This window comes from Curtobacterium sp. VKM Ac-2865, assembly GCF_015350905.1.
Lineage (GTDB): Bacteria > Actinomycetota > Actinomycetes > Actinomycetales > Microbacteriaceae > Curtobacterium.
The window spans coordinates 270,256-293,061 of record NZ_JADKRZ010000001.1 but is presented as its reverse complement, the minus strand read 5'-3'; the positions used below and the strand labels follow the sequence as shown (position 1 = coordinate 293,061).

Annotated in this window: 22 protein-coding genes; 3 read left to right on the top strand and 19 right to left on the bottom strand. The window is 72.5% G+C overall.

Annotated elements, in window-relative coordinates; genetic code table 11:
• Positions 1-9: 9 nt before the first annotated feature.
• Positions 10-1,518: an RsmB/NOP family class I SAM-dependent RNA methyltransferase gene (locus ITJ54_RS01285; protein WP_194625541.1), complete on the bottom strand. Its 1,509-nt coding sequence runs from the start codon at positions 1,516-1,518 to the stop codon at positions 10-12.
• Positions 1,515-2,465, bottom strand: coding sequence for a methionyl-tRNA formyltransferase (fmt, locus tag ITJ54_RS01280; protein ID WP_194625540.1), 951 nt, complete (start codon positions 2,463-2,465; stop codon positions 1,515-1,517). The genes ITJ54_RS01285 and fmt overlap by 4 nt, the downstream gene beginning before the upstream one ends.
• Before the next feature lie 112 nt (positions 2,466-2,577).
• Here fmt and ITJ54_RS01275 point away from each other — a divergent pair, with 112 nt between their 5' ends.
• On the top strand, positions 2,578-3,048 hold the full coding sequence (locus ITJ54_RS01275) for a DUF4383 domain-containing protein (RefSeq protein ID WP_194625539.1): 471 nt from the start codon (positions 2,578-2,580) through the stop codon (positions 3,046-3,048).
• A gap of 6 nt (positions 3,049-3,054) precedes the next feature.
• On the opposite strand, the gene ITJ54_RS01270 is transcribed toward ITJ54_RS01275, so the two are convergent.
• The 14 genes from ITJ54_RS01270 to ITJ54_RS01205 all read right to left on the bottom strand — a co-directional run bounded on the left by ITJ54_RS01270 (position 3,055) and on the right by ITJ54_RS01205 (position 19,320).
• Positions 3,055-5,094, bottom strand: a complete 2,040-nt coding sequence (locus ITJ54_RS01270) for a primosomal protein N' (RefSeq protein WP_323741551.1) — start codon at positions 5,092-5,094, stop codon at positions 3,055-3,057.
• 8 nt (positions 5,095-5,102) lie between these two features.
• Positions 5,103-6,317: a methionine adenosyltransferase gene (gene metK, locus ITJ54_RS01265; protein WP_194625538.1), complete on the bottom strand. Its 1,215-nt coding sequence runs from the start codon at positions 6,315-6,317 to the stop codon at positions 5,103-5,105.
• A 5-nt stretch (positions 6,318-6,322) separates the two neighbouring features.
• Positions 6,323-6,589, bottom strand: a complete 267-nt coding sequence (gene rpoZ / locus ITJ54_RS01260) for a DNA-directed RNA polymerase subunit omega (protein ID WP_056124209.1) — start codon at positions 6,587-6,589, stop codon at positions 6,323-6,325.
• Positions 6,590-6,663: 74 nt separating this feature from the next.
• Positions 6,664-7,578 carry a guanylate kinase gene (gene gmk / locus ITJ54_RS01255; RefSeq protein WP_194625537.1) on the bottom strand — a complete coding sequence of 305 codons (915 nt, stop codon included), beginning with the start codon at positions 7,576-7,578 and terminating at the stop codon, positions 6,664-6,666.
• Positions 7,575-8,465, bottom strand: a complete 891-nt coding sequence (gene pyrF, locus ITJ54_RS01250) for an orotidine-5'-phosphate decarboxylase (RefSeq protein ID WP_194625536.1) — start codon at positions 8,463-8,465, stop codon at positions 7,575-7,577. The genes gmk and pyrF overlap by 4 nt, the downstream gene beginning before the upstream one ends.
• Positions 8,462-11,755 (bottom strand): carbamoyl-phosphate synthase large subunit, encoded by a 3,294-nt coding sequence (gene carB, locus ITJ54_RS01245; protein ID WP_194625535.1) that lies wholly within the window; start codon positions 11,753-11,755, stop codon positions 8,462-8,464. The genes pyrF and carB overlap by 4 nt, the downstream gene beginning before the upstream one ends.
• On the bottom strand, positions 11,755-12,954 hold the full coding sequence (gene carA / locus ITJ54_RS01240) for a glutamine-hydrolyzing carbamoyl-phosphate synthase small subunit (protein ID WP_194625534.1): 1,200 nt from the start codon (positions 12,952-12,954) through the stop codon (positions 11,755-11,757). The genes carB and carA overlap by 1 nt, the downstream gene beginning before the upstream one ends.
• Positions 12,951-13,496 (bottom strand): hypothetical protein, encoded by a 546-nt coding sequence (locus ITJ54_RS01235; RefSeq protein ID WP_194625533.1) that lies wholly within the window; start codon positions 13,494-13,496, stop codon positions 12,951-12,953. The genes carA and ITJ54_RS01235 overlap by 4 nt, the downstream gene beginning before the upstream one ends.
• Positions 13,493-14,860 (bottom strand): dihydroorotase, encoded by a 1,368-nt coding sequence (locus ITJ54_RS01230; RefSeq protein ID WP_194625532.1) that lies wholly within the window; start codon positions 14,858-14,860, stop codon positions 13,493-13,495. The genes ITJ54_RS01235 and ITJ54_RS01230 overlap by 4 nt, the downstream gene beginning before the upstream one ends.
• Positions 14,857-15,834 (bottom strand): aspartate carbamoyltransferase catalytic subunit, encoded by a 978-nt coding sequence (locus ITJ54_RS01225; protein WP_194625531.1) that lies wholly within the window; start codon positions 15,832-15,834, stop codon positions 14,857-14,859. The genes ITJ54_RS01230 and ITJ54_RS01225 overlap by 4 nt, the downstream gene beginning before the upstream one ends.
• Complete coding sequence (gene pyrR, locus ITJ54_RS01220) at positions 15,831-16,394, bottom strand: bifunctional pyr operon transcriptional regulator/uracil phosphoribosyltransferase PyrR (RefSeq protein ID WP_194625530.1); 564 nt, start codon at positions 16,392-16,394, stop codon at positions 15,831-15,833. The genes ITJ54_RS01225 and pyrR overlap by 4 nt, the downstream gene beginning before the upstream one ends.
• Positions 16,395-16,452: 58 nt before the next feature.
• Entirely contained in the window at positions 16,453-16,905 is a 453-nt protein-coding gene (gene nusB, locus ITJ54_RS01215; RefSeq protein ID WP_194625529.1) for a transcription antitermination factor NusB, read from the bottom strand.
• 9 nt (positions 16,906-16,914) lie between these two features.
• Positions 16,915-17,475: an elongation factor P gene (gene efp, locus ITJ54_RS01210; protein ID WP_071275071.1), complete on the bottom strand. Its 561-nt coding sequence runs from the start codon at positions 17,473-17,475 to the stop codon at positions 16,915-16,917.
• A gap of 153 nt (positions 17,476-17,628) precedes the next feature.
• A complete protein-coding gene (locus ITJ54_RS01205; protein WP_194625528.1) occupies positions 17,629-19,320 on the bottom strand; it encodes an ABC1 kinase family protein in 1,692 nt (563 codons plus the stop codon).
• Positions 19,321-19,448: 128 nt separating this feature from the next.
• Here ITJ54_RS01205 and ITJ54_RS01200 point away from each other — a divergent pair, with 128 nt between their 5' ends.
• The gene (locus tag ITJ54_RS01200; RefSeq protein ID WP_194625527.1) at positions 19,449-19,739 is read left to right on the top strand and encodes a hypothetical protein; all 291 of its coding nucleotides are present in this window, start codon (positions 19,449-19,451) and stop codon (positions 19,737-19,739) included.
• Positions 19,739-19,936, top strand: coding sequence for a hypothetical protein (locus tag ITJ54_RS01195; protein ID WP_194625526.1), 198 nt, complete (start codon positions 19,739-19,741; stop codon positions 19,934-19,936). Before ITJ54_RS01200 ends, ITJ54_RS01195 begins: the two co-directional genes overlap by 1 nt.
• Before the next feature lie 7 nt (positions 19,937-19,943).
• Here the strand turns inward: ITJ54_RS01195 and aroB are convergent, their stop codons facing one another.
• From aroB to aroC, 3 genes are read right to left on the bottom strand one after another with little or no spacing between them, the layout of a single operon-like run.
• Complete coding sequence (gene aroB / locus ITJ54_RS01190; RefSeq protein WP_416354884.1) at positions 19,944-21,041, bottom strand: 3-dehydroquinate synthase; 1,098 nt, start codon at positions 21,039-21,041, stop codon at positions 19,944-19,946.
• Positions 21,038-21,589: a shikimate kinase gene (locus ITJ54_RS01185; RefSeq protein ID WP_323741550.1), complete on the bottom strand. Its 552-nt coding sequence runs from the start codon at positions 21,587-21,589 to the stop codon at positions 21,038-21,040. Before ITJ54_RS01185 ends, aroB begins: the two co-directional genes overlap by 4 nt.
• Positions 21,586-22,806, bottom strand: a complete 1,221-nt coding sequence (aroC, locus tag ITJ54_RS01180) for a chorismate synthase (RefSeq protein WP_194625525.1) — start codon at positions 22,804-22,806, stop codon at positions 21,586-21,588. The genes ITJ54_RS01185 and aroC overlap by 4 nt, the downstream gene beginning before the upstream one ends.

Genomic DNA, 22,806 nt, shown 5'->3' with positions numbered 1-22,806 from the left:
CCGGCCGCGTCACCGGCGGCGGAACAGCGCGATGAACATCGCGTCGGTCCCGACCCGGTGTGGCCAGAGCTGCGCCGTCATGCCGTCCGCGACCTGTGGGTCCCGTGCGGCGACCGAGCGGACCACCGACGCGGTGTCGACCTGCTCGAGCAGGTCCCCGTGCCGGCGCATCAGCGCGTCGACCTGCCCGCGGGTCTCGGCGAGGTGCGGCGAGCACGTGACGTACGCGAGCGTGCCGCCGGGTGCGAGCACCCGCACCGCGGCGTCGAGCAGCTCGGTCTGCAGCACCGCGAGCTCCTGCACGTCTTCGGGGACCTTGCGCCAGCGGGCCTCCGGGCGCCGACGGAGCGCGCCGAGGCCGGTGCACGGGGCGTCGAGGAGCACGCGGTCGTAGCGGACGCCGGAGCCGTCCTGGCCGTACCGGCGGGCGTCCCCCTCGACGACGCTGACGGTGTCGCCGAACGCCGCGAGGGCCTTCCGCACCAGTCCGACACGCGCCGGCACGAGTTCGTTCGCGACGAGGGTCGCGCCGGCCTGTGCGGCCTCGGCCGCGAGCAGCGCGGCCTTGCCGCCGGGTCCGGCACAGAGGTCGAGCCACCGCTCCCCCGGCTGGATCGCCGAGGACCGGCTCAGCGCCAGTGCGGCGAGCTGCGAGCCCTCGTCCTGCACGCGGAGCCGTCCGGCCGCGATGCCCGGCACGCGGGCGGGGTCCCCGGTCACACCGCGGATGCCGACGGGCGACACCGGCAGCGCGTCGGCGTCGGCCACGACGTCGGCTGCCTCGGCCGGGACGGAAGGCTCGGCACCGGTCGCGTCGTCGGCCTGCGGCTCGGCGTCGGCGGGCTCCACGGCCGTGGTCGCGGTGCGCAGGTCGTCGTCCGTCGCGAGTCCGGGCAGCGCGGCGAGCTGGACGCGGGGAGCAACGTCGTCGGCGGCGAGCAGCGCCACGAGTTCGTCGCGGGAGCGCTCGGCAGCCAGGGCGTCCCGCAGCGAGGCGATGACCCACGCCGGGTGTGACCACCGCGTGGCGAGGAGTTCGTCCCCGGACAGGCCCCGGGTGATCTCGGTGTCCCACTCCTCGGGCGTCTTCGCGGCGACCTTGCGCATCACGGCGTTCACGAACCCGGTGGCGCGGTGGGCACCGACCTCGCGGGTGAGCTCGACGGTGGCGGAGACGGCAGCGTGCGTGGGTGTGCGCATCGCGAGCAGCTGGTGGACCCCGAGGCGCAGGACGTCGAGCACGTCGGCCTCGACGTTGCCGACCTTCCGACCGGAGGCGGCCTCGACCACGGCGTCGTACCGGCCGATCATCCGGATCGTGCCGTAGGTGAGCTCCGTCGCGAAGCCGGCGTCCCGCGCCGAGAGCGCGGCGCGGCGGATGCGCGTCGGGAGCAGGAGGTTGGCGTAGGCGTCGTCGACCTGCACGGCCCGGATGACGTCGAAGGCGACCCGGCGCGCACTCGGGCCGCGGACGGTGCGGGTCTCGGGGCGGTGCTGCCGCTGCTGGTGGGGGGTCATGCGAGGACCTTCCCGTCGAGCTGACCGAGGCCACGGGCCCAGGCGGCGGCGTCCATCGCCGTCTTGCCGGCCGGCTGCACCCGGGCCAGCACGAGCGGCTCGTCGGCGGTCCCGACGAGGAGCGCGCCGCCCTGGACGGCCAGCGCGCCGGGGGCGAGCGACGAGGCGGGGTCCCCCGGGCCTCCCGGCTGGTCGGTCTGGTGGACCCGGTGGGCGTGCAGGAGCTTGACGCGGGTCTCCCCCAGGTGCGCGAAGGCGCCCGGCTCCGGCGTCACGCCGCGGATGTGGGCGTGGACCGCGGCGGCCGGCGCGGCGAAGTCGACGTGACCGTCCTCGATGGTGGTCTTCGGGGCGGTGGTCGGCTCGCCGACCTGCTCCGTGGCGGTGGCGCTGCCGTCCGCGATGGCGTCGACGACCCGGGCGACGACCTCGGCGCCGGTGTCGGCCATGGCGGCCAGCACCTCGCCCGCCGTGGCCTCGGCGTCGATGGCGAACGGTTCGCTGACGAACACGGGGCCGGCGTCGAGCGCCTCCACGAGCTGGAACACCGTGGCGGCGGTCCGGGTGTCGCCCGCCATCACGGCACGCTGGACGGGTGCGGCGCCGCGGTACGCCGGCAGGTCGGAGAAGTGCAGGTTGACCCAGCCGTGGCGAGGGGTGTCGAGTGCCGCTCGGCGGAGCAGGGCGCCGTAGGCGACGATGACGCCGAGGTCGACGTCCAGCTCGGCGATGCGGCGGGTGACCTCGTCGTCGACTCGGGCGGCCTCGAGCACGGGGAGCCCGAGCTCCGCGGCGGCCTGGGCGACGGGCGTCGGGGTGAGCACGCGCTTGCGGCCCTGTGGCGTCGGCGGACGCGTCAGCACCGCGGCGATCTCGTGGTCGGACGCCGCGAGCCGACGGAGGGTGGGGACGGCCGCAGCGGGGCTGCCGGCGACGACGAGACGCATGAGTCCGATCCTCCCATGCCGCGCGGGTGCCGGGCGGTCAGCGGCTGTCCGTCCGGCGCAGGTGGGTGCCGTCACGGAACCAGCCGCGAGCGATGTGCGTACGGTCCCGCTCATGGCAGACATCACCACCTCCACCAACCGGTACGCCGGTTCCACCATCCAGAAGGCCACCCTCGTCGTGGGCCTCGTGTTCCTGGTCGTCGGGATCGCCGGGTTCGTCCCCGGCATCACGACCGGCGACCTCGGCGGCGCCGGGCACGGCTCGATGGCGATGCTGCTCGGGCTGTTCCAGGTCTCGGTCCTGCACAACATCGTGCACCTGCTCTTCGGCATCGTCGGGCTGGCCGCCGCCCGGAGCGCCGTCGGCTCGCGCAGCTACCTGGTGATCGGCGGCATCGTCTACCTGGTGCTGTTCGTCTACGGGCTCTTCACGGCCGACCACGCGTCCGCCGCGAACTTCGTGCCGCTGAACACGGCCGACAACTGGCTGCACCTGCTGCTCGCCGGCGGCATGGTCGCCCTCGGCGTGTTCCTGCCGCGGCCGGACGGGCGTCAGCGCCGCGACCGCACCACCACCGCCTGAGTCGTCTCAGACCTCGGCGAACGGCTCCGCGTCGTCGAGCCGCGCCCGCAGTGTGGGTGCGGCTCGTCGGCGGTTGCCGCCCGGGAGCACCCGCCGTGTCGATGACCGGCGGATGACCTCGGCCTTGAGCGTCGCAGCGACCTCGGTGCCGTGGGCGTACGGGAATCGCACGATCGCCCGGACCGTGCCGGGCACGGGGTCGTCAACGGGGACCGGTCCGAGCACCGGCCCGACGGGCGCTTCCCCGAGGGCCTCGACCGCTGCGGTCACCGCCTCTTCCGTCCCGGTGAGCGTCGCGACACGGACCGCCGGCGGGAACATCAGCTCGCGACGGTCGACGAGTTCGTCGTGGGCGGGCGTGTCGAGGCGCCACAGCGCCATCGCGGTCGCCAGTGACCCGCCGATGCCGACGAGGTAGGCCTCAGCCCCGGGAGCGCCCTTGGCGGCCGCGTTCGTCCAGAAGCGCAGCACTTCCTCTTGCACCCGGAGACCTTCGCGCCCGAGCATCTTCTCGCCGTCGAGGAGCAGCACGCAGGCGTAGCCGCCGGGTGTCGACGGCTCGGCTCCGCGGGTGGCCACGACGACCGCCGGGCGTGCCGGGACCTCGTCGATCGGGCGGGAGCCGTCCGCGACGATGATGCGCGTGCCCGGGAACGCCCGGCCGAGTTCGTCGGCGGTGCGCTGTGCTCCCTGGCCGACGGCCTTGAGCTTGCCGCCGCCACACGTCGGACAGCGGTACCCGGCCGCGAGGGCGCCGCAGAACCGGCACTGGGGAACGGCGCCGTGCGTCGGGCTGCCGAGGGGTCCTCCGCACACTCGGCAGTGCGCGCGCTCCCCGCAGTCGGCGCAGACCAGCCCGGTGCCGAAGCCCGGGTTGGCGACCTGCACGAGCACAGGGCCGGTGCGGCTGGCCTCCCGTGCGGCACGCCAGGCGCTGCTCGGGATGCGCGCCTGCGCTGCGAAGCCCTCGGCGCTGACCTGCTGCGCCGTCGGGATGACCTTCGGCACCGCGGCCCGGAGCGGCGTCACGTCGTCGAGCCAGTGCAGCTCGACCAGGCGCTGCACGTCGGTGCTCCGCGCGTGCGAGAGGAACAGCAGTGCGGCACCCGACTGCGCCGCGCGGACCAGGGCGACGTCGCGGGTGTGTACGTAGGGCGCGCGGGGCTCGATGAAGGACGCGTCGCCGTCGTCCCACATCGCGATGAGCCCGAGGTCGGTGGCCGGCGCGTACATCGCCGTGCGGTTGCCGATCGCGACGACCGGGTGCGTGCGGGCCTGCAGCAGGGCCTTCGCGCGCTGCCCGTTCGACTGCTTGGCGTCGAAGCGGACCACCCGCTCGGCGGGGACCAGGGCGTGCAGGGCGCGCTCCAGGTCGGTGAGGTCGCGGAAGTCCGGCACGGCGATGACGGCGGACCGCTCGGTGGCCAGGGTGCGGGCGGCGGCCTCGGCGAGGGTCAGTGCCCAGCCGGGGACCCAGGCGGGGTCGGCGGGCGCATCGGCGGGTGCTTCGGCCTCCGCGTCGGCAGGTGGCGGTGCCGGCAGCTGTACGGGGTGTGGGATCGCGGCGACGGCGGCACGCTGGTTCGCTGTGAGGATGCCCTCGAGCACCCCGGGGCCGTACCCGGTCACCGCGGGGGCCTCGACCGGCGGCGGCACGTGGTCGGGGTCGCGCGCGAGCCAGGCCTTCTCGACCCGGACCTGCCGCGTCGGCACCGCGAGCCGGAGCACGTCGCTCGCCACGCCGGCGGCCCGGTCGGCCACGGCGCGCGCCAGCGTCCAGATCTCCGGCGCGAGCACCGGCACCGGGCTGACGAGCGTCTCGATGGCGCTCAGCTCGCCGGGGAACGCGCCACCCGGCGCCCCTGGACCGTCCTCGACGACCTCGATGACGTAGGCGTCCGACATCCGCGCGCCGGTGCGCAGCGGGACCTTCACGCGGACCCCGGGCACGCACGTGTCCTCGTGCTCGGCCGGTACCCGGTAGTCGAACAGCCGGTCGAGCTGCGGGAGCGGCGAGTCGAGGACGACGCGCGCGACGGTGGTCACGCGGTCACTCAGACGGTGGCGGCGACGAGTCCTGCGGCCTGGCGGAGAGCGTCGACACGGTCGAGCTGCTCCCACGTGAACCCGGGGAGCTCGCGACCGAAGTGGCCGTACGTCGCCGTCTGCGCGTACCGCGGCTTGAGCAGGTCGAGGTCACGGATGATCGCGGCCGGACGCAGGTCGAACACCTGACGGATCGCGGCCTCGATGACCGCGTCGTCGACGTGCCCCGTGCCGAACGTCTCGACGTACAGCCCGACGGGCTTCGCGCGGCCGATCGCGTACGCGACCTGGACCTCGAGCCGGTCCGCGAGCCCCGCAGCGACCGCGTTCTTCGCGACCCAGCGCAGCGCGTACGCCGCCGACCGGTCGACCTTGGACGGGTCCTTGCCGCTGAACGCGCCACCACCGTGCCGGGACGCCCCACCGTAGGTGTCGACGATGATCTTGCGTCCGGTGAGGCCGGCGTCACCCTGGGGCCCGCCGATCTCGAACCGGCCGGTCGGGTTCACGATGACCTCGACGTGCGAGGAGTCGAGCTCCACCTGGTCCAGGACCGGACGGATCACGTGCTCGGTGATCGCCGCGGTGAGCTCGTCGAGCGTCACGTTCGGGGAGTGCTGCGTCGACACGACGACGGTCTCCACGCTCTTCGGCACGACGCCGTCGTACCCGACCGTGACCTGGGTCTTGCCGTCGGGCCGCAGGAACGTGAGCTCCCCGGACTTCCGCACGGCGGACAGGCGCTCGGCGAGCCTGTGCGCCAGCCAGATGGCGACGGGCATGTACTCCGGGGTCTCGTTCGTCGCGAAGCCGAACATGATGCCCTGGTCGCCGGCACCCTGGCGGTCCAACGGGTCGACACCGGCGCCGGAGCGGGAGTCCAGCGACTCGTCCACGCCCTGCGCGATGTCGGGCGACTGCGCACCGATCGAGACCTCGACACCGCACGTGGCGCCGTCGAAGGAGACCTCGGAGGAGTTGTACCCGATGCCCGTGATCACGTCACGGACCAGCTTGGGGATCTCGACGTAGCCCGACGTGGTGACCTCACCAGCGACGTGCACGAGACCGGTCGTCACCATCGTCTCGACCGCGACCCGCGCGTGCGGGTCGACCGCGAGCAGGGCGTCGAGGATCGTGTCCGAGATCTGGTCGCAGATCTTGTCGGGGTGCCCCTCGGTCACCGACTCGGACGTGAACAGGCGCAGCGTGCTGGACGTCACCGGGCTCAGACGGTGGGCTGCGGCTGCTGCTTGGTGACGGTGAGCTTGTCCTCGTTGATCTCGTGGAGGGCCACCGACAGCGGCTTGTCGTCGATCGTGGAGTCGACGAGCGGGCCGACGTTGTCGAAGAGCGAGCCCTCGTGCAGGTCGGCGTAGTAGTCGTTGATCTGGCGGGCGCGCTTCGAGGCGAAGATGACGAGCGCGTACTTCGACTCGACCTTGGACAGCAGGTCGTCGATGGGCGGGTCGATGATGCCCTGGGGGTTGGCCATGGTGTCTCCAGTCCACGTGGTGTCGTGCCCGACGGGCACGATGTGCCGTCCCGAGCGGGACGGTGCGCTCCCGGCTAGGGCGCAGTGAACAAGTCTACGACCTCGCGTGCCGCCGTGCCGACGTCCGAGTTCACGATCCGCACGTCGAACTCGTCCTGCGCGGCCAGTTCGACCTTCGCCGTCTCGAGTCGACGGGCCTGTTCCTCGGACGACTCGGTGCCCCGACCGATCAGGCGGCGGACCAGTTCGTCCCACGTCGGGGGCAGCAGGAACACCAGGACCGCCTCGGGCATGGCGTCGCGGACCTGCCGGGCGCCCTGCAGGTCGATCTCGAGCATCACCTTGTCGCCGGCGTCGAGCGCACGGTCGATCGGCGGACGCGGGGTGCCGTACCGGTAGGAGTTGTGCACGGTGGCCCACTCGAGCAGTTCGCGCTCGCGGATCATCCGGTCGAACTCCGCGTCGTCGACGAAGTAGTAGTGCACGCCGTCGACCTCGCCGGGCCGCGGCTTCCTGGTGGTCGCGGAGACGCTGAGGTTCACCTCGGGGTACTGCTCGCGGATGTACGCGGAGACGGTCCCCTTGCCGACGGCGGTGGGGCCGGCGAGCACGACGAGCTTCGACACGCCGCGCTTCCGTCCGCGCGCGGCGAGCCAGTCGGAGAGCGCCGTCCGCTGCCGGGTGCCGAGCCCGCCGAGCCGCTTCGACGGCGCGATCCGCAGCGAGCCCATGATGGTCTCGGCGCGGGCCGGACCGATGCCGTTCAGGCTGGTCAGCAGGTCGCGGACCCGCAGGGACTTCTCCGCCGGGGCCTCGGCGTCGCTCCAGGCGGTGCGGGCGACGTCGAGTGCCGACCGCTCCCCCGACGCGACGGCGGCCTTCACCGCAGCACGGGCGCGGCGGGCAGCGACGGCGGCGCGTGCCGCTGCGGCACGGTCCACCTCGGGCGGCGTGCGGTGCGCGGGCAGTGCCCCGGAGTCGTCGCTCATGCCAGGGCCGCCTGGATGCGCTCGGCACGGTCGGTCACGAGCGCCACGACGCCGTCCGGGCCGTCGGTCAGCAGCCCGCGGGACTCGCTCACGAGCACCTGCTCGGCGCGCGAGCCGTACAGCGCGCGGAGGTCCTCGATCCGGGCGCCCTGCGCACCGAACCCGGGGGCGAGCACGGGTGCGTTCCCGATCTCGTCGGCGCCGATGCCGAAGTCCGTCAGGTCGAGGGTCGCGCCGAGCACCAGCCCCACGTCGCCGATGGCCTGGTCGTCCACGGCCGCGTTGTCGTCTGCCACGTCGAGAACGATACCGGCAGCGACGCTCCGCCCGGCACGCGGTCCCTCGGCGAGCACCGCGGTCTGCAGCACGCGCGCCTCGGGGTTGCTCGTCGCGGCCAGCACGAACACGCCGGCGCCGTTCCGCCGCGCGACGTCGAGCGTCCCACGCAGGGAGCCGTACCCGAGGTACGGCGACACCGTCATCGCGTCGGCCGCGAACGGCCCGTCGGCGTCGATCCACGCGGTGGCGTAGTCGTCCCCCGTCGACCCGATGTCGCCGCGCTTGACGTCGGCGACGACCAGGAGGCCCGCATCCCGTGCCCGACGGATCGTCGCGTCGAGCGCGCGGTAGCCAGCCACGCCAGCGGCCTCGAAGAACGCGACCTGCGGCTTCACCACCGCTGCTCGGCCGGCGGCCGCGTCCACGAGGACGCGGCCGAACGCGGTCAGCCCGGCCTCGTCACGGCCGAGCCCCCACGCCGCCAGGGTGGCGGCGTGGGGGTCGATGCCGACGCACAGTGCGGACCGCGACCCGATGGCGGCCGCGAGCCGGACGCCGAACGGCTCCGAGCCTCCTGACCGGTCTGCGGTGTCGAGTCGGCCCGTCACCAGCCCGCCCGCTCGAGCGCGTAGTCCTGCAGGCTGCGCACGCTGTGCGGCGTGCCGATCGTCTCGATGGCCGCGACGGCGGCACCGAGCTGGGCGATCGTCGTGAACAGCGGCTTGTCCGCGGCGACCGTGGCCGCGCGGATCTCGTAGCCGTCGGCGCGACCGGAGGCACCCGACGGGGTGTTGATCACGATGTCGACCTCGTTGCGGGCGAGCAGGTCGACGACGCTCTCGCCGCCCTGGCTGTACTTGCCGACCACGTCGACCATGATCCCGTTGCGGCGGAGCACCTCGGCGGTGCCCTCGGTCGCGGTGATCGTGAAGCCGAGCTGCTGCAGGCGGTGCACCGGCAGGACGATCGCGCGCTTGTCGGTGTCCGCGACGCTCACGAACACCGTGCCGCTCGTCGGGAGCCCACCGTAGGCGGCCTCCTGGCTCTTCAGGAACGCCCGCGGGAAGTCGCGGTCGATGCCCATGACCTCGCCGGTGGAGCGCATCTCGGGGCTGAGGACCGAGTCGACGACCTGGCCCTCGGCGGTGCGGAAGCGACGGAACGGCAGCACGGCTTCCTTGACGGCGACCGGTGCCTGCGCCGGCACGAACGCGCCGTCGCGGGCGGGCAGCATGCCCTCGTCGACGAGCCCGGCGATCGAGGTGCCCGTCATGATCCGTGCGGCGGCCTTCGCCAGGGCGATGCCGAGCGCCTTCGAGACGAACGGGACCGTGCGGCTGGCGCGCGGGTTGGCCTCGAGGACGTAGAGCACGCCGGCGGCGATGGCGAACTGCACGTTGAGCATGCCGCGCACGCCGATGCCCCGCGCGATCTTCTCGGTGGCGTCGACCACGGCCTGGATCTCGCTCCGGCCGAGGCCCACGGGCGGGAGGGTGCAGGACGAGTCGCCGGAGTGGATGCCCGCCTCTTCGATGTGCTCCATCACGCCGCCGATGTAGAGCCGCTCGCCGTCGAAGAGCGCGTCGACGTCGATCTCCACCGCGTCGTCGAGGAACCGGTCAACCAGCAGCGGCAGGTCCGGGCCGATGATCGCCTGGTCGGCCATCCGACCGAAGTAGTCGGCCATCGCGGTGGAGTCGTAGACGATCTCCATCCCGCGGCCGCCGAGCACGTACGACGGGCGGACGAGGACCGGGTAGCCGATCTCCTCGGCGATGCCGGTGGCGCTCGCCAGGTCGTGCGCGGTGCCGTTGCGGGGCGCGAGCAGGCCGGCCTGGTCGAGGATCGCGGAGAACTGGCCGCGCTCCTCGGCGGAGTCGATCGCGGTCGGGGTGGTGCCGAGGATCGGGATGCCCGCCGCCTCGAGGGGCTTCGCGAGCCCGAGGGCCGTCTGACCGCCGAGCTGCACGACCACGCCGACGAGCTCACCGGAGGCGGCTTCGGCCTCGATGACCTCGAGGACATCCTCGGTGGTGAGCGGCTCGAAGTACAGGCGGTCCGAGGTGTCGTAGTCCGTCGACACCGTCTCGGGGTTGCAGTTGATCATGATCGTCTCGAACCCGGCGTCGCTCAGCGCGAAGGACGCGTGCACGCAGGAGTAGTCGAACTCGACGCCCTGCCCGATGCGGTTCGGGCCGGAGCCGAGGATGACGACCTTCTTGCGGTCGCTCGGCGCGACCTCGGTCTCGACGTCGTACGACGAGTAGTGGTACGGCGTCAGTGCCGGGAACTCACCGGCGCAGGTGTCGACCGTCTTGAAGACCGGGCGGATGCCGAGCTCGTGCCGCGTGTCGCGGACCTGCTGCTCGGTGACGGGCTGGTCGGTCGTGCTGCGCAGCGAGGCGATCTGGACGTCGCTGAAGCCGTGCTCCTTGGCCCAGCGGATCGTGTCCGCGTCGAGGGAGTCAGCGGCGCGGATCTCCTCGGCGACCTCGTTGATGAGCACGATCTGGTCGACGAACCACGGGTCGATCTTCGTGGCGTCGAAGACCTCTGCCGCGGTGGCACCGGCGACGAGTGCCTGCTGCACCGTGACGATGCGGCCGTCGGTCGGGATCGCGGACTTCGCCAGCAGCGCGTCCTTGTCGAGCTCCGCGGCCGGGGTGTCCCAGTGGAAGCTCGACCCGCGCTTCTCGAGCGAGCGCAGCGACTTCTGCATGGCGGTGGCGAAGTTGCGGCCGATGGCCATCGCCTCGCCGACGCTCTTCATCGTCGTGGTGAGCGTGGCGTCGGCGGCCGGGAACTTCTCGAACGCGAAGCGCGGGGTCTTCACGACGACGTAGTCGAGCGTCGGCTCGAAGCTCGCCGGGGTGACCCGCGTGATGTCGTTCTGGATCTCGTCGAGGCGGTACCCGATGGCGAGCTTCGCGGCGATCTTCGCGATCGGGAAGCCCGTCGCCTTCGAGGCCAGGGCGCTCGACCGGGACACGCGCGGGTTCATCTCGATGACGATCACGCGGCCGTTCGCCGGGTCGATGGCGAACTGGATGTTGCACCCACCGGTGTCGACCCCGACGCGGCGGATGATGTCGATGCCGATGTCGCGGAGGTTCTGGTACTCGCGGTCGGTCAGCGTCAGCGCGGGGGCGACGGTGATCGAGTCGCCGGTGTGCACGCCCACCGGGTCGACGTTCTCGATCGAGCAGACGACGACCGTGTTGTCGGCGTTGTCCCGCATGAGCTCGAGCTCGTACTCCTTCCACCCGAGGATCGACTCCTCGAGCAGGACCTCGGTCGTCGGGCTCGACTGCAGCCCGTCCCCGACGAAGCGGATGAGCTCGGTCTCGTTGTACGCGAACCCGGAACCGAGTCCGCCCATGGTGAAGGACGGGCGGACGACGAGCGGGTAGCCGAGGTCCTTCGCGAACTCCTTGGCCTCTTCCAGCGTGTGGGCGATGTGGCTGCGGGCCACGTCCGCGCCGGACTCCAGCACGAGCTCCTTGAAGAGCTGGCGGTCCTCACCGCGCTGGATCGCGTCGACCTTGGCGCCGATGAGCTCGACGCCGTGCTTCTCGAGGATCCCGGCCTCGTCGAGCGCGATCGCCGCGTTCAGGGCGGTCTGGCCGCCGAGCGTCGGCAGGACGGCGTCCGGCTGCTCGATCCGGATGATCTCCTCGAGCGAGGCGTTCGTGATCGGCTCGATGTAGGTCGCGTCGGCGAAGTCCGGGTCGGTCATGATCGTCGCCGGGTTCGGGTTGACGAGGATCACGCGGATGCCCTCGGCGCGGAGCACGCGGCAGGCCTGGGTGCCGGAGTAGTCGAACTCGGCGGCCTGCCCGATCACGATCGGGCCGGAGCCGATGACGAGGACGGAGGAGATGTCAGAGCGCTTCGGCATCAGTTCGCTTCCTTGGTGATGTCTGCTGCGGGAGTCGTGGCGTCGGCGGTCGCCGCGTCGAGCGGCTCGCCGTGCTTCCGCGCCACGACCATGTCGCGGAACCGGTCGAACAGGTACATGCTGTCGTGCGGTCCGGCGGCGGCCTCGGGGTGGTACTGCACGCTGAACGCGGGGATGTCGAGCGCCCGGAGGCCCTCGACCACGTCGTCGTTGAGCGAGTAGTGCGAGACCTCGACGCGGCCGAAGCCGACCGGGGACTCGAGGACCTGACCGACGGGGGCGTCGACCGCGAAGCCGTGGTTCTGGCTCGTGATCTCGACCTTGCCCGTCGTGGTGTCGAGCACGGGCTGGTTGATGCCGCGGTGCCCGAACGGCAGCTTGTACGTGCCGAAGCCGAGTGCGCGGCCGAGCAGCTGGTTGCCGAAGCAGATCCCGAAGAACGGACGGCCGTCGCGCAGGCTCTCCTGCAGCAGGGTGACCTGCGCGTCGGAGGCCGCCGGGTCGCCGGGGCCGTTCGAGTAGAACAGCGCGTCGGGGTCGAGCTCGCGGAGGCGTTCGACGGTGACGTCCTGGGGCAGCACGTGCACCTCGAAGCCGCGCTGGGCGAGGTAGCGCGTGGTCGACGTCTTCACGCCGAGGTCGAGCACGGCCAGCGTGCCGATCTGCTCGCCGACCGCGTCGACGACGTACTCGGCGTCGGTCGACACCGCGGCGGAGAGGCTCTGCCCGGCCATGTCGGCCTGTTCCCGCACCAGCGTGAGCTGCTCGTCGGGCGACAGCGCGGCGTCGGGGCCGCTGAAGACGCCGCCCTTCATCGCGCCGGCGTCACGGATGCGACGGGTCACGGCGCGGGTGTCGATCCCGGAGATGCCGACGATGCCGTCGCGCTCCAGGTGGTCGTCGAGCGACGCGGTGGCGCGGTGGTTCGACACCACGCGGCTGGGGTCGCGGACGACGTAGCCGGCCACCCAGATGCGACGGGACTCGGGGTCCTCGTCGTTGACGCCGGTGTTGCCGATGTGCGGCGCGGTCTGCACCACGATCTGCCCGGCGTAGGACGGGTCGGTCAGCGTCTCCTGGTAGCCGGTCATCCCGGTCGCGAACACCACCTCGCCGAGGCTGCGTCCGCGGGCGCCGTACGCCCATCCGTCGTGTCGGGTGCCGTCCTCGAGGACCAGCACGGCCCGTTCGCGTGTCATGAGTTCGTCCCTTCGCCCGCGGTCTGCGGGTGGTTGTGCTTCGTCGCCAGCTCCTGGAGTGCGTGCAGCGGGGCTGCGTCGCCCTCCGGGAACCGCAAGTAGGTGTCGAGGTCCGTCGCACCAGCGGCGCCGGTCGCCGTCCATCGCAGACGCACCAGCCCCCCTGGTTCGACGACGCGGTCGATGGCCGCGGTCGCCCGGTCGGCGCCGCGGACCAGGTCGGCGGCGATCCAGCGGTCGGTCTCCCCCGCCAGGTGCAGGACGACGCCGGTCGGGTGGACGCTCACGCCGCCGCGGCCCCGGAAGCCGAGTCCGCCCGCGGTGATGCGTTCCAGCGGCTGGTCGGCGCGGGTCGTCGCGACGGTGAAGCCGTCCCAGGACCCGACAGCCGGTGACAGGCCGGCCGGCACACCGACGGGAGGCACGGTGTCGGCCTGCTTCCTGACCCGCGTCCGCCAGGTGCGCACCATGGCCACGAACAGCGCGGCGACGGCGAGCAGGATCACCCCGCCGAGGAGCCACCGTGCGGCGTCGCCGCTCATGCGCGGGTCCCTTCGGCGGCACGTGCGGCGGTGCGGGCCGCCGCTGCGACGGTGTCGGGGTCGACGAGCGCGCCGTCGAGGAGCGTCGGGTAGCCCTGGTGGAAGGTCGCGACGACCCGTCCGGGCAGGCGCATCCCGAGGTACGGCGAGTTCTGCGACTGCCCCGCCAGGTCGGTCACGGCGAAGTCGCGGACCGCGCTCGGGTCGTACAGGGTGACCTCGGCCGGGGCTCCCTCGGCGATCGCGTGCCCGTGGCCCTCGACCTGGCCGATGCGGGCCGGCGCGCTGGAGAGCACGCGGGCGACGTCGGACCACTCGAGGCGACCGTCCTCGACCACCGCCGCGTGCACCACGCTCAGCGCGGACTCGAGCCCGACCATGCCGTTCGCGGCGGCCGGCCACTCGCAGCACTTCGCCTCGGCGGTGTGCGGTGCGTGGTCGGTGGCGACGATGTCGATCGTGCCGTCGGCCAGGGCGGCGCGCAGGGCGTCGACGTCCTCGCGGGAACGCAGCGGCGGGTTCACCTTGTAGCGGGCGTCGTACCCGGCGGCGCCGTCGACCCCGGCGATGAGGTCCTCGGTCAGCACCAGGTGGTGCGGCGTGACCTCGGCCGTGACGTCGATCCCGCGGGACTTTGCCCAGCGGATGACCTCGACGCTGCCGGCGGTCGAGACGTGGCAGACGTGCAGTCGTGCTCCGACGTGGTCGGCGAGCAGGACGTCGCGGGCGATGATCGCCTCTTCGGCGACGGCCGGCCACCCGGCGAGCCCGAGCTCCGAGGACAGGCGGCCCTCGTTCATCTGCGCGCCGATGGTCAGGCGGGGCTCCTGCGCGTGCTGCGCCAGGACGCCGCCGAAGCCCTTGATGTACTCCAGCGCCCGGCGCATCAGCAGCGGGTCGGCCACGCACGAGCCGTCGTCGGAGAAGACCCGGACCTTCGCGCGGGAGGTCGCCATCGCACCGATCTCGGACAGGTGCGTGCCCTGCAGCCCCTGGGACACGGCGCCGATCGGGCGGACCGTGACGTAGCCGGCGTCGTCGCCGAGGGCCTGGACCTGCTCGACCACGCCGGCGGTGTCCGCGACCGGGCTGGAGTTCGCCATCGCGTTGACGGCGGTGAAGCCGCCGGCGGCAGCCGCCCGCGAGCCGGACAGGACCGTCTCGGACTCCTCGTGACCGGGCTCGCGGAGGTGCGTGTGCAGGTCCACGAGACCAGGCAGGGCGATCAGGCCGTCGGCGTCCACCGTGGTGGCCCCGGCCGCGTCGAGACCGGACCCGACCGCGGTGATGCGCCCGGCCTCCAGTCGGATGTCGGCACGCGAGCCGTCGACCAGCTGGGCGCCGCGGATGAGGTGAGCGGTCATGCGACGGACTCCTTCTGGTCGGTGGCGGACGGGGTGCCTGCGCCCGTCAGGGCCAGGTACAGGACGGCCATGCGGACGGAGACGCCGTGCTCGACCTGTTCGACGATCGTCGATGCCGGCGAGTCGGCGGCGACGCCGGCGATCTCCAGCCCACGGTTCATCGGCCCGGGGTGCATCACCAGCGTGCGCTCCGACAACCGGGCGAAGCGGGCGGCGGTCAGGCCCCAGTGGCGGGTGTACTCGCGGGGGTTCGGGAAGAAGGCGTCGTTCATGCGCTCCTGCTGGATGCGGAGCGTCATCACGACGTCGGGGTCCTCGGCGAGGGCGGTGTCGAGGTCGTGGTGGACGGCGGCGCCGAAGGGGCGCTCGGTCGCGGGGAGCAGGGTCGGCGGTGCGGCGAAGGTGACGCTCGCGCCGAGCGTGCGGAGCAACCAGGCGTTGCTCCTGGCGACGCGGCTGTGCAGGACGTCACCGACGATGAGGACGCGGACGCCGTCGAGGCCCTGCCCGCGGGAGGCGCTGCCGTGGAGCCGGCGGCGCATCGTGAAGGCGTCGAGGAGCGCCTGGGTCGGGTGCTCGTGGGTGCCGTCGCCCGCGTTGACCACGGGGACGTCGATCCAGTCGGCGTCGGCCAGGACCCGCGGCGCGCCGGACGCCCCGTGGCGCATCACGATGCCGTCGATGCCCATCGCGCCGAGGGTCTGCACGGTGTCCTTCAGCGACTCGCCCTTGGAGACGCTGGAGCCCTTCGCTGCGAAGTTGATGACGTCGGCGGAGAGGCGCTTGGCGGCGGCCTCGAAGGAGATGCGGGTGCGCGTGGAGTCCTCGAAGAAGAGGTTCACGACGGTCTTGCCGCGGAGGGCCGGCAGGCGCTTGACCTCGCGCGTGTTGACCTCGGCCATCTCCTCGGCGACGTCGAGGATCTCGAGGGCGTCCGCGCGGGAGAGGTCGGCGGTGGAGAGCAGGTGCCTCATGCGTCGGCCCCCTGCTCGGGTTGTTCGATGACGACCTCGTCGACGCCGTCCGTCTCGGTCAGGCGGAGCGTGACGCGCTCGTCGGACGCGGTCGGCAGGTTCTTGCCGACGTGGTCCGCGCGGATGGGGAGCTCGCGGTGGCCCCGGTCGACCAGGACCGCGAGCCGGACCGCACGCGGACGGCCGATGTTCTGCAGGGCGTCGAGCGCTGCCCGGACCGTGCGGCCGGAGTACAGGACGTCGTCGACGAGCACGACGACCTTGCCGTCGATGCCGCTCGCCGGGATCACCGTGCGGTGCGGGGCCCGGCCGATGCCGTGGCCGAGGTCGTCGCGGTGGAGCGTGACGTCGAGGGTGCCGACGCGCTGCTGCCCGCCGGCCCAGTCGGGCTCGATGCCGGCGAGGACCTCGCCGAGCCGGTCGGCCAGGACGGCTCCCCTGGTCGGGATGCCGAGGAGCACCAGGTCCGAGGCGCCGTGGTTGGCCTCGAGGATCTCATGTGCGATGCGTGTCAGAGCACGCGTGATGTCGGACTGCTGCAGGACCGTGCGGGTACCCACGCCGACCTCCTTCCCCGCCTCTCAGGACGGCATTTAAAGGATGCGGACGTGGTCAACCCTAGCGGGACTCCTGGTCTCCGGCGACCGTCCGACCGGACGGTGCACGGCCCCCGGCGACGGCGCCGAGGACGCCGTTCACGAAGCCGGCGGAGTCGTCGGTCGACAGCGACTGGGCGAGCTCGACGGCCTCCGAGATGGCGACGGCGTCGGGCACCTCGGGGTTGAAGCGGATCTCCCAGACGCCCATGCGCAGGATGCAGCGGTCCAGGACCGGCATGCGGGCGATCGACCAGCCCTGGGCGTGGTCGACGATGACGTCGTCGATCTCGCGACGGGCCTCGTCGACCCCGGTGACGACCTGGCGGGCGTAGTCCCAGCTCGACGCCCGCTCGGGGTTGTCGAGGTGACGGACGGTCTCCGTCGCGAGGACGTCGGCGATCGGGAGCTCCCGGACCTCCGCCACGTACAGCATGTCGAGCGCGCGCTTGCGGGCCTTCGAACGAGCACTCATCCGGCGGCCCTAGTTGACGCGGCCGAGGAAGTTGCCGTCGCGCGTGTCGATCTTCACCTTGGTGTCGGTCTCGAGGTACAGCGGGACCTGGATCTGGTAGCCGGTGGCCTTGATCGTCGCGGGCTTGGTGCCACCGGACGAACGGTCGCCCTGCAGGCCGGGCTCGGTCTCGATCTCGGTGACGATCGACGTCGGGAGCTCGATGTAGAGCGGGTTGCCCTCGTTCATCGCGAGGGTGACCATCGCGGACTCGAGCAGGAAGTTCTTCGCGTCGCCGACGACGGTCGCGGGGACCGGGACCTGGTCGTAGGTGTCGGTGTCCATGAACACGTAGGAGTCGCCGTCCTCGTAGAGGAACTGGTAGTCGCGGCGGTCGACCGTCGCGGTCTCGATCTTCGCGCCCGCGTTGAAGGTGCGGTCGACGACCTTGCCGGAGACGACGTTCTTCAGCTTGGTGCGGACGAACGCACCACCCTTGCCGGGCTTGACGTGCTGGAACTCGACGACCGACCAGAGCTGCCCGTCGATGATGAGAACGGCGCCGTTCTTGATGTCAGTGGTACTGGCCATGAGAGTCGATGTCCCGTTCGTGTTGAGGAGTGAAGATCTGCGGGCGCTGGGGCCCCGGACGAGTGTAGCCGACGGCCTCACGCGCGCCGTCGCGGGAGCCCGCGCAGTCGCGGGGAGCCCGCGTCGTCGCGGGACTCCGCGCCGTCGCGCGCGCTACTCGCGCCGACGCGCCCGCCAGGCGTCGATCGCCGCCCAGACGAGCAGCACCACGGCCGTCCCGCCGAGCAGCCCGCCGGCCACCCCGGTGCTCAGCACCGCCGTGGGCCGCGCCGGCGACGCGAGGTACACGATCGCCAGCACACCGGCCCCCGCTCCGAGCAGCACGAGCAGGATCCGTCGGATCATGCCCGAGACCGTCCGCCGGTCACGCTGGTCGGCGAGCAGGCGGATGTTCACCGACAGCCGGTTGTCCTCGATCGCCTCGCCGATGCGGTCGATCCGCCGGGGCAGGCGTCGGACGGTGGAGAACAGGCCGAAGAGCTCGCGTGCGGCGACGTCCCGCAGCACGCTCGGGCGGAGCTGGTCGCGGATCTGCTCGCGGGCCAGGTTGCGGGACTCGTCGAGCAGGTCGAACGAGGGCAGCAGCGTGCGCAGGGTCCCCTCGAAGATCGCCAGCGCCCGGGCGGCTGCGACGAAGTCCGGCGGTGGCTTGAGCCGGTAGCGCCCGAAGACCTCGACCGCGTCGTCCACGGTCTCCACGCCGATCCGTGCGCCAGGACCGAGCTCGTCGGCCACGAACCGGGCGATGTCCCGGCGGAAGTCGGCCTCGTCCTGCACGCGGCGCACCGGCGCCATCCGCAGCACCGCGTCCGCGATCCGCGAGGTGTCGTCCTGGATGTAGGCCGCGACGAGCTCCTGCACGGTGTCGCGCAGGGTCGGGTCGAGGCGTCCGACCGACCCGAAGTCGATCAGGGCGGGGCGACCGTCTGGCAGCAGCAGGACGTTCCCCGGGTGCAGGTCACCGTGGTAGATCCCGTCGAAGACGACCTGCCGCAGGAACGACCGGAGGATCGCCCGCATCGGCTCGTCGAGGTCGCGGTCGACCCGGGAGGCACGGATCGCGCTGAGCGTGTCCCCCTCGAGGAACTCCATCACCAGCACCCGCCGGCCCGAGAGCTCCGGGTACGGCGTGGGGAAGCGGACCTCGTCCGGCCGGGCGCTCCTGGCCTGGGCCGCGCGGAGCGCCTCGAGGTTGCGGAGCTCGGAGGAGAAGTCGACCTGCCGGATCAGGTCGTCGCCGTACTGGGTCGCGACGTCGATGACCCCGACCTGGCGCGCCTCCGCCGAGGTCCGTGCGAGGAACCGGACGACGCGGAGCGCGATGTCGACGTCCTGCCGCACGGCTGCGTCGATGCCGGGCCGCTGGACCTTCACGGCGACCGCGGTGCCGTCGTGCAGCCGTGCGCGGTGCACCTGCGCGATCGACGCCGCCGCCACCGGCTTCGGGTCGAACGACTGGAAGACCTCGGCGACCGGGGCGCCCAGGTCCGCGGTGAGCAGGTCGGCCACGGCCTGCGGGTCCGCCGGGGTGACGTCCCGCTGCAGGTGCGCCAGGCCCTCCATCCACTCCTCGGGCAGCAGGTCGTCGCGGGTCGAGAGCAGCTGCCCCATCTTCACGAAGCCGCCGCCCGCCTCTTCGAGCGCACGGCGCAGGTGCTCGGCCTGGTCCCGGCGCTTGTCCGAGGTCTCCGGGTCACGTGTGAAGTCGAGCCGTCGGAACGGCACGAGGCCGTGCCGGCGGGCGATGGACAGCAGTTCGGCGAAGCGGCGCGCGCGGGACCGGAGGGTTCCCGCGTCGGCGTCCGGCCGGGCGCCGAGGTCGCTCAGACGGGGTGGTGTTGGCACCCGTTCAGCATGCTCCCCCGTGCTGGGCGCCTGTCGCCGCCCCCTCCACAGCCGGAAGGCTCGGGGGGCCCTCCACAGGTCGGCCCGCCCCGCTCCCGTGACCGGCCGCCATCCGCGAGTGTCGAGCCATGGAGACAGCACTCATCGCCTCGATCGCCGCGGCCGCCTCAGCGGTCGCCGCGGTCCTGAGTTGGATCGCCGCCACGCGAGCCCGTCGGTCGTACGACCGCAACCACGCATGGGAGCGTCTGGTCTGGGCGATCGGAGCCAGCGCTGACGAGTTCGAACACGACATCTCGACGACTGTGCTGCGTCGTCTCACGGAAGTACCGTGGGCGCCGAAGGAGGACCAGAACCTCGCGCTGCGAGCCCTCCGCAGACACCAGCTCCGCGACCACTCCCGGAAGGACCAGTCTTGATGGCCATGTTCGCCCGACTTCCCGATCGCCCCGCGCTCGAGTTCCGTGAACCGGACGACCCGGTCGCCGACGCGTTCGAAGCCTGGCTCGAAGGCGCGACGCTCCCCGAACTGCACGAGTACCGGAGGACCGGTGTGCTCACGCTGTCGATGCGGGCCCGGTGGTGGTGGCGTCGCACCCGCCGCGTGCTGCGGTAGCGGCAGGCTAGACGCCGACCTCCTGGTAGGCGGTGAAGAGCAGGTGGTCCTCGGGTCCCTCGAGCGTGACGGGCTTGCCGACGCCGTCGAGCACGATGAACCGGAGCATGCCGGCACGGGCCTTCTTGTCCCGACGCATCGTCGCCAGGAGCGACTGCCAGCGGCCGAGCGGGTAGCTCGTCGGCAGCGACAGCGACTCGAGGATCGAACGGTGCCGGTCGACCGTGGTGTCGTCCAGGTGCCCGGTGAGCCGCGCGAGCTCGGCTGCGAAGACCATGCCGACCGAGACCGCCGCCCCGTGCCGCCACTGGTAGCGCTCCGCGTGCTCGATCGCGTGACCGAGGGTGTGTCCGTAGTTCAGGACCTCCCGACGCCCCTGCTCGGTGAAGTCCTCCGACACCACCGTCGCCTTGAGCTCGATCGCGAGTTCCACGACCCGGCGGAACTCCGGCGTCGACGGGTCGGTGGCACGGTCGACGTCGGCTTCGACGATGTCGAGGATCTCGGGCACGGCGATGAACCCGGCCTTGACGATCTCGGCGAACCCGGTCAGCACGTCATTGCGCGGCAGGGTGTGCACCAGGTCGAGGTCGACCACGACGGCGCGCGGTGCGGAGAAGGCACCGACGAGGTTCTTGCCCTCGTTCGTGTTGATGCCGGTCTTGCCGCCGACGCTCGCGTCGACCATGCCGAGCACGCTCGTCGGCACGGCGAAGAACGGCACGCCACGCAGCCACGTCGCGGCGACGAACCCGGCGAGGTCGGTGACCGCTCCCCCGCCCAGGCCGACGACCGCGTCGGTCCTGGTGAAGTCGGACTGCCCGAGGATCTGCCAGCAGAACGACGCGACCTCGATGCGCTTGGCGGCCTCGGCGTCCGGCACCTCCGCGATGAGGGCCTCGAAGCCGGCCTCGACGAGTCCGGCGCGGAGCTCCTCGGCCCGGGCACCGAGCGTGGGGGCGTGCACGATCAGGACCTTCGCGACCTGCGGTCCGAGGAGCGCGGGCAGCGACGCGAGCAGGCCGGTGCCGACCGCGACGACGTAGCCGTCCGCACCGCCGACGCGGATCTCGGTGGTGCCTTCTGGCAGGGTCGTCTCGGTCACGGTGCTCCTTCGGTGTGGTCGCCGCGCAGCCAGGCGACGACGTCGTCGACGACGTGGGCCATGGGGCGACGAGAGGTGTCGACGACCACATGCGCGAGCTCGGCGTAGGTCGCCGCACGGTCGTCGAGGATGGTCTGCCAGGCGTCGATGCCGCCGGATGCCAGCAGCGGCCGGTCGGACCCGGCGATGCGCTCGGCGACGGCCTCGGGCGAGACGGTCAGCAGCACCACGCGGGCGCCGCCCATCGCCCTGCGGGTGTCGGCGTGCGTGACGGCCCCGCCGCCCACGGCGATGACCCCGCCGGTCCGCATGGCACCGGCGACGGCATCGGCCTCGAGCGCACGGAACGCGGGCTCGCCACGGTCGGCGAAGATCGCGGGGATCGGGCCGTGCTCGCGCGCGATGACCCGGTCGGTGTCGGTGAAGGGCACGCCGAGCCGCTTCGCCACGCGCTTGCCGACCGTGGACTTGCCGGCGCCCATCGGGCCGATCACGACGACGGGCGCGGTGTCCCGCCGGTCGAGCTCGGGCCCTGGTCCGACGCTCACCAGGTGCTGGAGGGCTCAGCCGGCTCGGTGCGGCGGGAACGCAGGGTCTCCGGGATCGACGCCAGGTAGGACTCCAGGTTGCGCTTGGTCTCGACGACGTTGTCCCCGCCGAACTTCTCGAGCACGGCGTCGGCCAGCACCAGGGCGACCATCGCCTCGGCCACGACCCCGGCGGCCGGCACGGCGCAGACGTCCGAGCGCTGGTGGTGCGCCGAGGCGTCCTCGCCCGTGGTGACGTCGATGGTGTGGAGCGCGTGCGGGATCGTCGCGATCGGCTTCATGCCGGCACGGACGCGGAGCACGGTGCCCGTGGACATGCCGCCCTCGGTGCCGCCGGCGCGGTCGCTCGTGCGGATGATCTCGCCGTCCTCGCGGTACAGCTCGTCGTGGGCCTCGGACCCGCGACGCCCGGCGGTCTGGAAACCGTCGCCGACCTCGACGCCCTTGATGGCCTGGATGCCCATGATCGCCGCCGCGAGCCGTGCGTCGAGGCGCCGGTCCCACTGCACGTGCGAGCCGAGCCCGGGCGGGACGCCGTAGAACAGCACCTCGACGACGCCGCCCAGGGTGTCGCCGTCCTTCTTCGCGGCCTCGACCTCGGTGACCATGCGCGCCGAGGTGTCGGCGTCGAAGCACCGGAGCTGGTCGTCGTCGAGCCGGTCGACGTCGTCGGGCATCGGCAGCGCCGACCCGTCGGGCACGCGGACGCTGCCGACCTGCAGCGTGTGCGCCACGGAACGCATCCCGAGCTCGGCGAGGAAGGACTTGGCCACGGCGCCGAGGGCCACGCGGGCCGCGGTCTCGCGGGCAGAGGCGCGCTCGAGGATCGGTCGGGCCTCGTCGAAGCCGTACTTCTGCATGCCGACCAGGTCGGCGTGGCCGGGACGCGGCCGGGTCAGCGGAGCGCTGCGCCCGCGGGAGGCCTCGGTCTGCTCGACGGGCTCGGGGTTCATGACCTCGACCCACTTGGGCCACTCGGTGTTGCCGATGCGGATCGCGATGGGGCTGCCCATCGAGAACCCGTGCCGGACACCGCCGGAGACGTGGAGCTCGTCCTGCTCGAACTTCATGCGGGAGCCACGGCCGTAGCCGAGCTTGCGCCGCGCGAGGTCGGTGCGGATGGACTCGAACGACACGGGGACGCCGGCGGGCAGGCCCTCGAGCATCGCGATCAGTTCGGGTCCGTGGGACTCACCTGCGGTCAACCAACGAAGCAT

What these genes read in the sequence shown, in the direction of transcription:
- ITJ54_RS01285 (WP_194625541.1), bottom strand. Translation starts at nt 1,518, where the DNA reads ATGACCCCCCACCAGCAGCGGCAGCACCGCCCCGAGACCCGCACCGTC.
- fmt (WP_194625540.1), bottom strand. Translation starts at nt 2,465, where the DNA reads ATGCGTCTCGTCGTCGCCGGCAGCCCCGCTGCGGCCGTCCCCACCCTC.
- ITJ54_RS01275 (WP_194625539.1), top strand. Translation starts at nt 2,578, where the DNA reads ATGGCAGACATCACCACCTCCACCAACCGGTACGCCGGTTCCACCATC.
- rpoZ (WP_056124209.1), bottom strand. Translation starts at nt 6,589, where the DNA reads ATGGCCAACCCCCAGGGCATCATCGACCCGCCCATCGACGACCTGCTG.
- gmk (WP_194625537.1), bottom strand. Translation starts at nt 7,578, where the DNA reads ATGAGCGACGACTCCGGGGCACTGCCCGCGCACCGCACGCCGCCCGAG.
- carB (WP_194625535.1), bottom strand. Translation starts at nt 11,755, where the DNA reads ATGCCGAAGCGCTCTGACATCTCCTCCGTCCTCGTCATCGGCTCCGGC.
- carA (WP_194625534.1), bottom strand. Translation starts at nt 12,954, where the DNA reads ATGACACGCGAACGGGCCGTGCTGGTCCTCGAGGACGGCACCCGACAC.
- ITJ54_RS01235 (WP_194625533.1), bottom strand. Translation starts at nt 13,496, where the DNA reads ATGAGCGGCGACGCCGCACGGTGGCTCCTCGGCGGGGTGATCCTGCTC.
- ITJ54_RS01230 (WP_194625532.1), bottom strand. Translation starts at nt 14,860, where the DNA reads ATGACCGCTCACCTCATCCGCGGCGCCCAGCTGGTCGACGGCTCGCGT.
- ITJ54_RS01225 (WP_194625531.1), bottom strand. Translation starts at nt 15,834, where the DNA reads ATGAGGCACCTGCTCTCCACCGCCGACCTCTCCCGCGCGGACGCCCTC.
- nusB (WP_194625529.1), bottom strand. Translation starts at nt 16,905, where the DNA reads ATGAGTGCTCGTTCGAAGGCCCGCAAGCGCGCGCTCGACATGCTGTAC.
- efp (WP_071275071.1), bottom strand. Translation starts at nt 17,475, where the DNA reads ATGGCCAGTACCACTGACATCAAGAACGGCGCCGTTCTCATCATCGAC.
- ITJ54_RS01200 (WP_194625527.1), top strand. Translation starts at nt 19,449, where the DNA reads ATGGAGACAGCACTCATCGCCTCGATCGCCGCGGCCGCCTCAGCGGTC.
- ITJ54_RS01195 (WP_194625526.1), top strand. Translation starts at nt 19,739, where the DNA reads ATGGCCATGTTCGCCCGACTTCCCGATCGCCCCGCGCTCGAGTTCCGT.
- aroC (WP_194625525.1), bottom strand. Translation starts at nt 22,806, where the DNA reads ATGCTTCGTTGGTTGACCGCAGGTGAGTCCCACGGACCCGAACTGATC.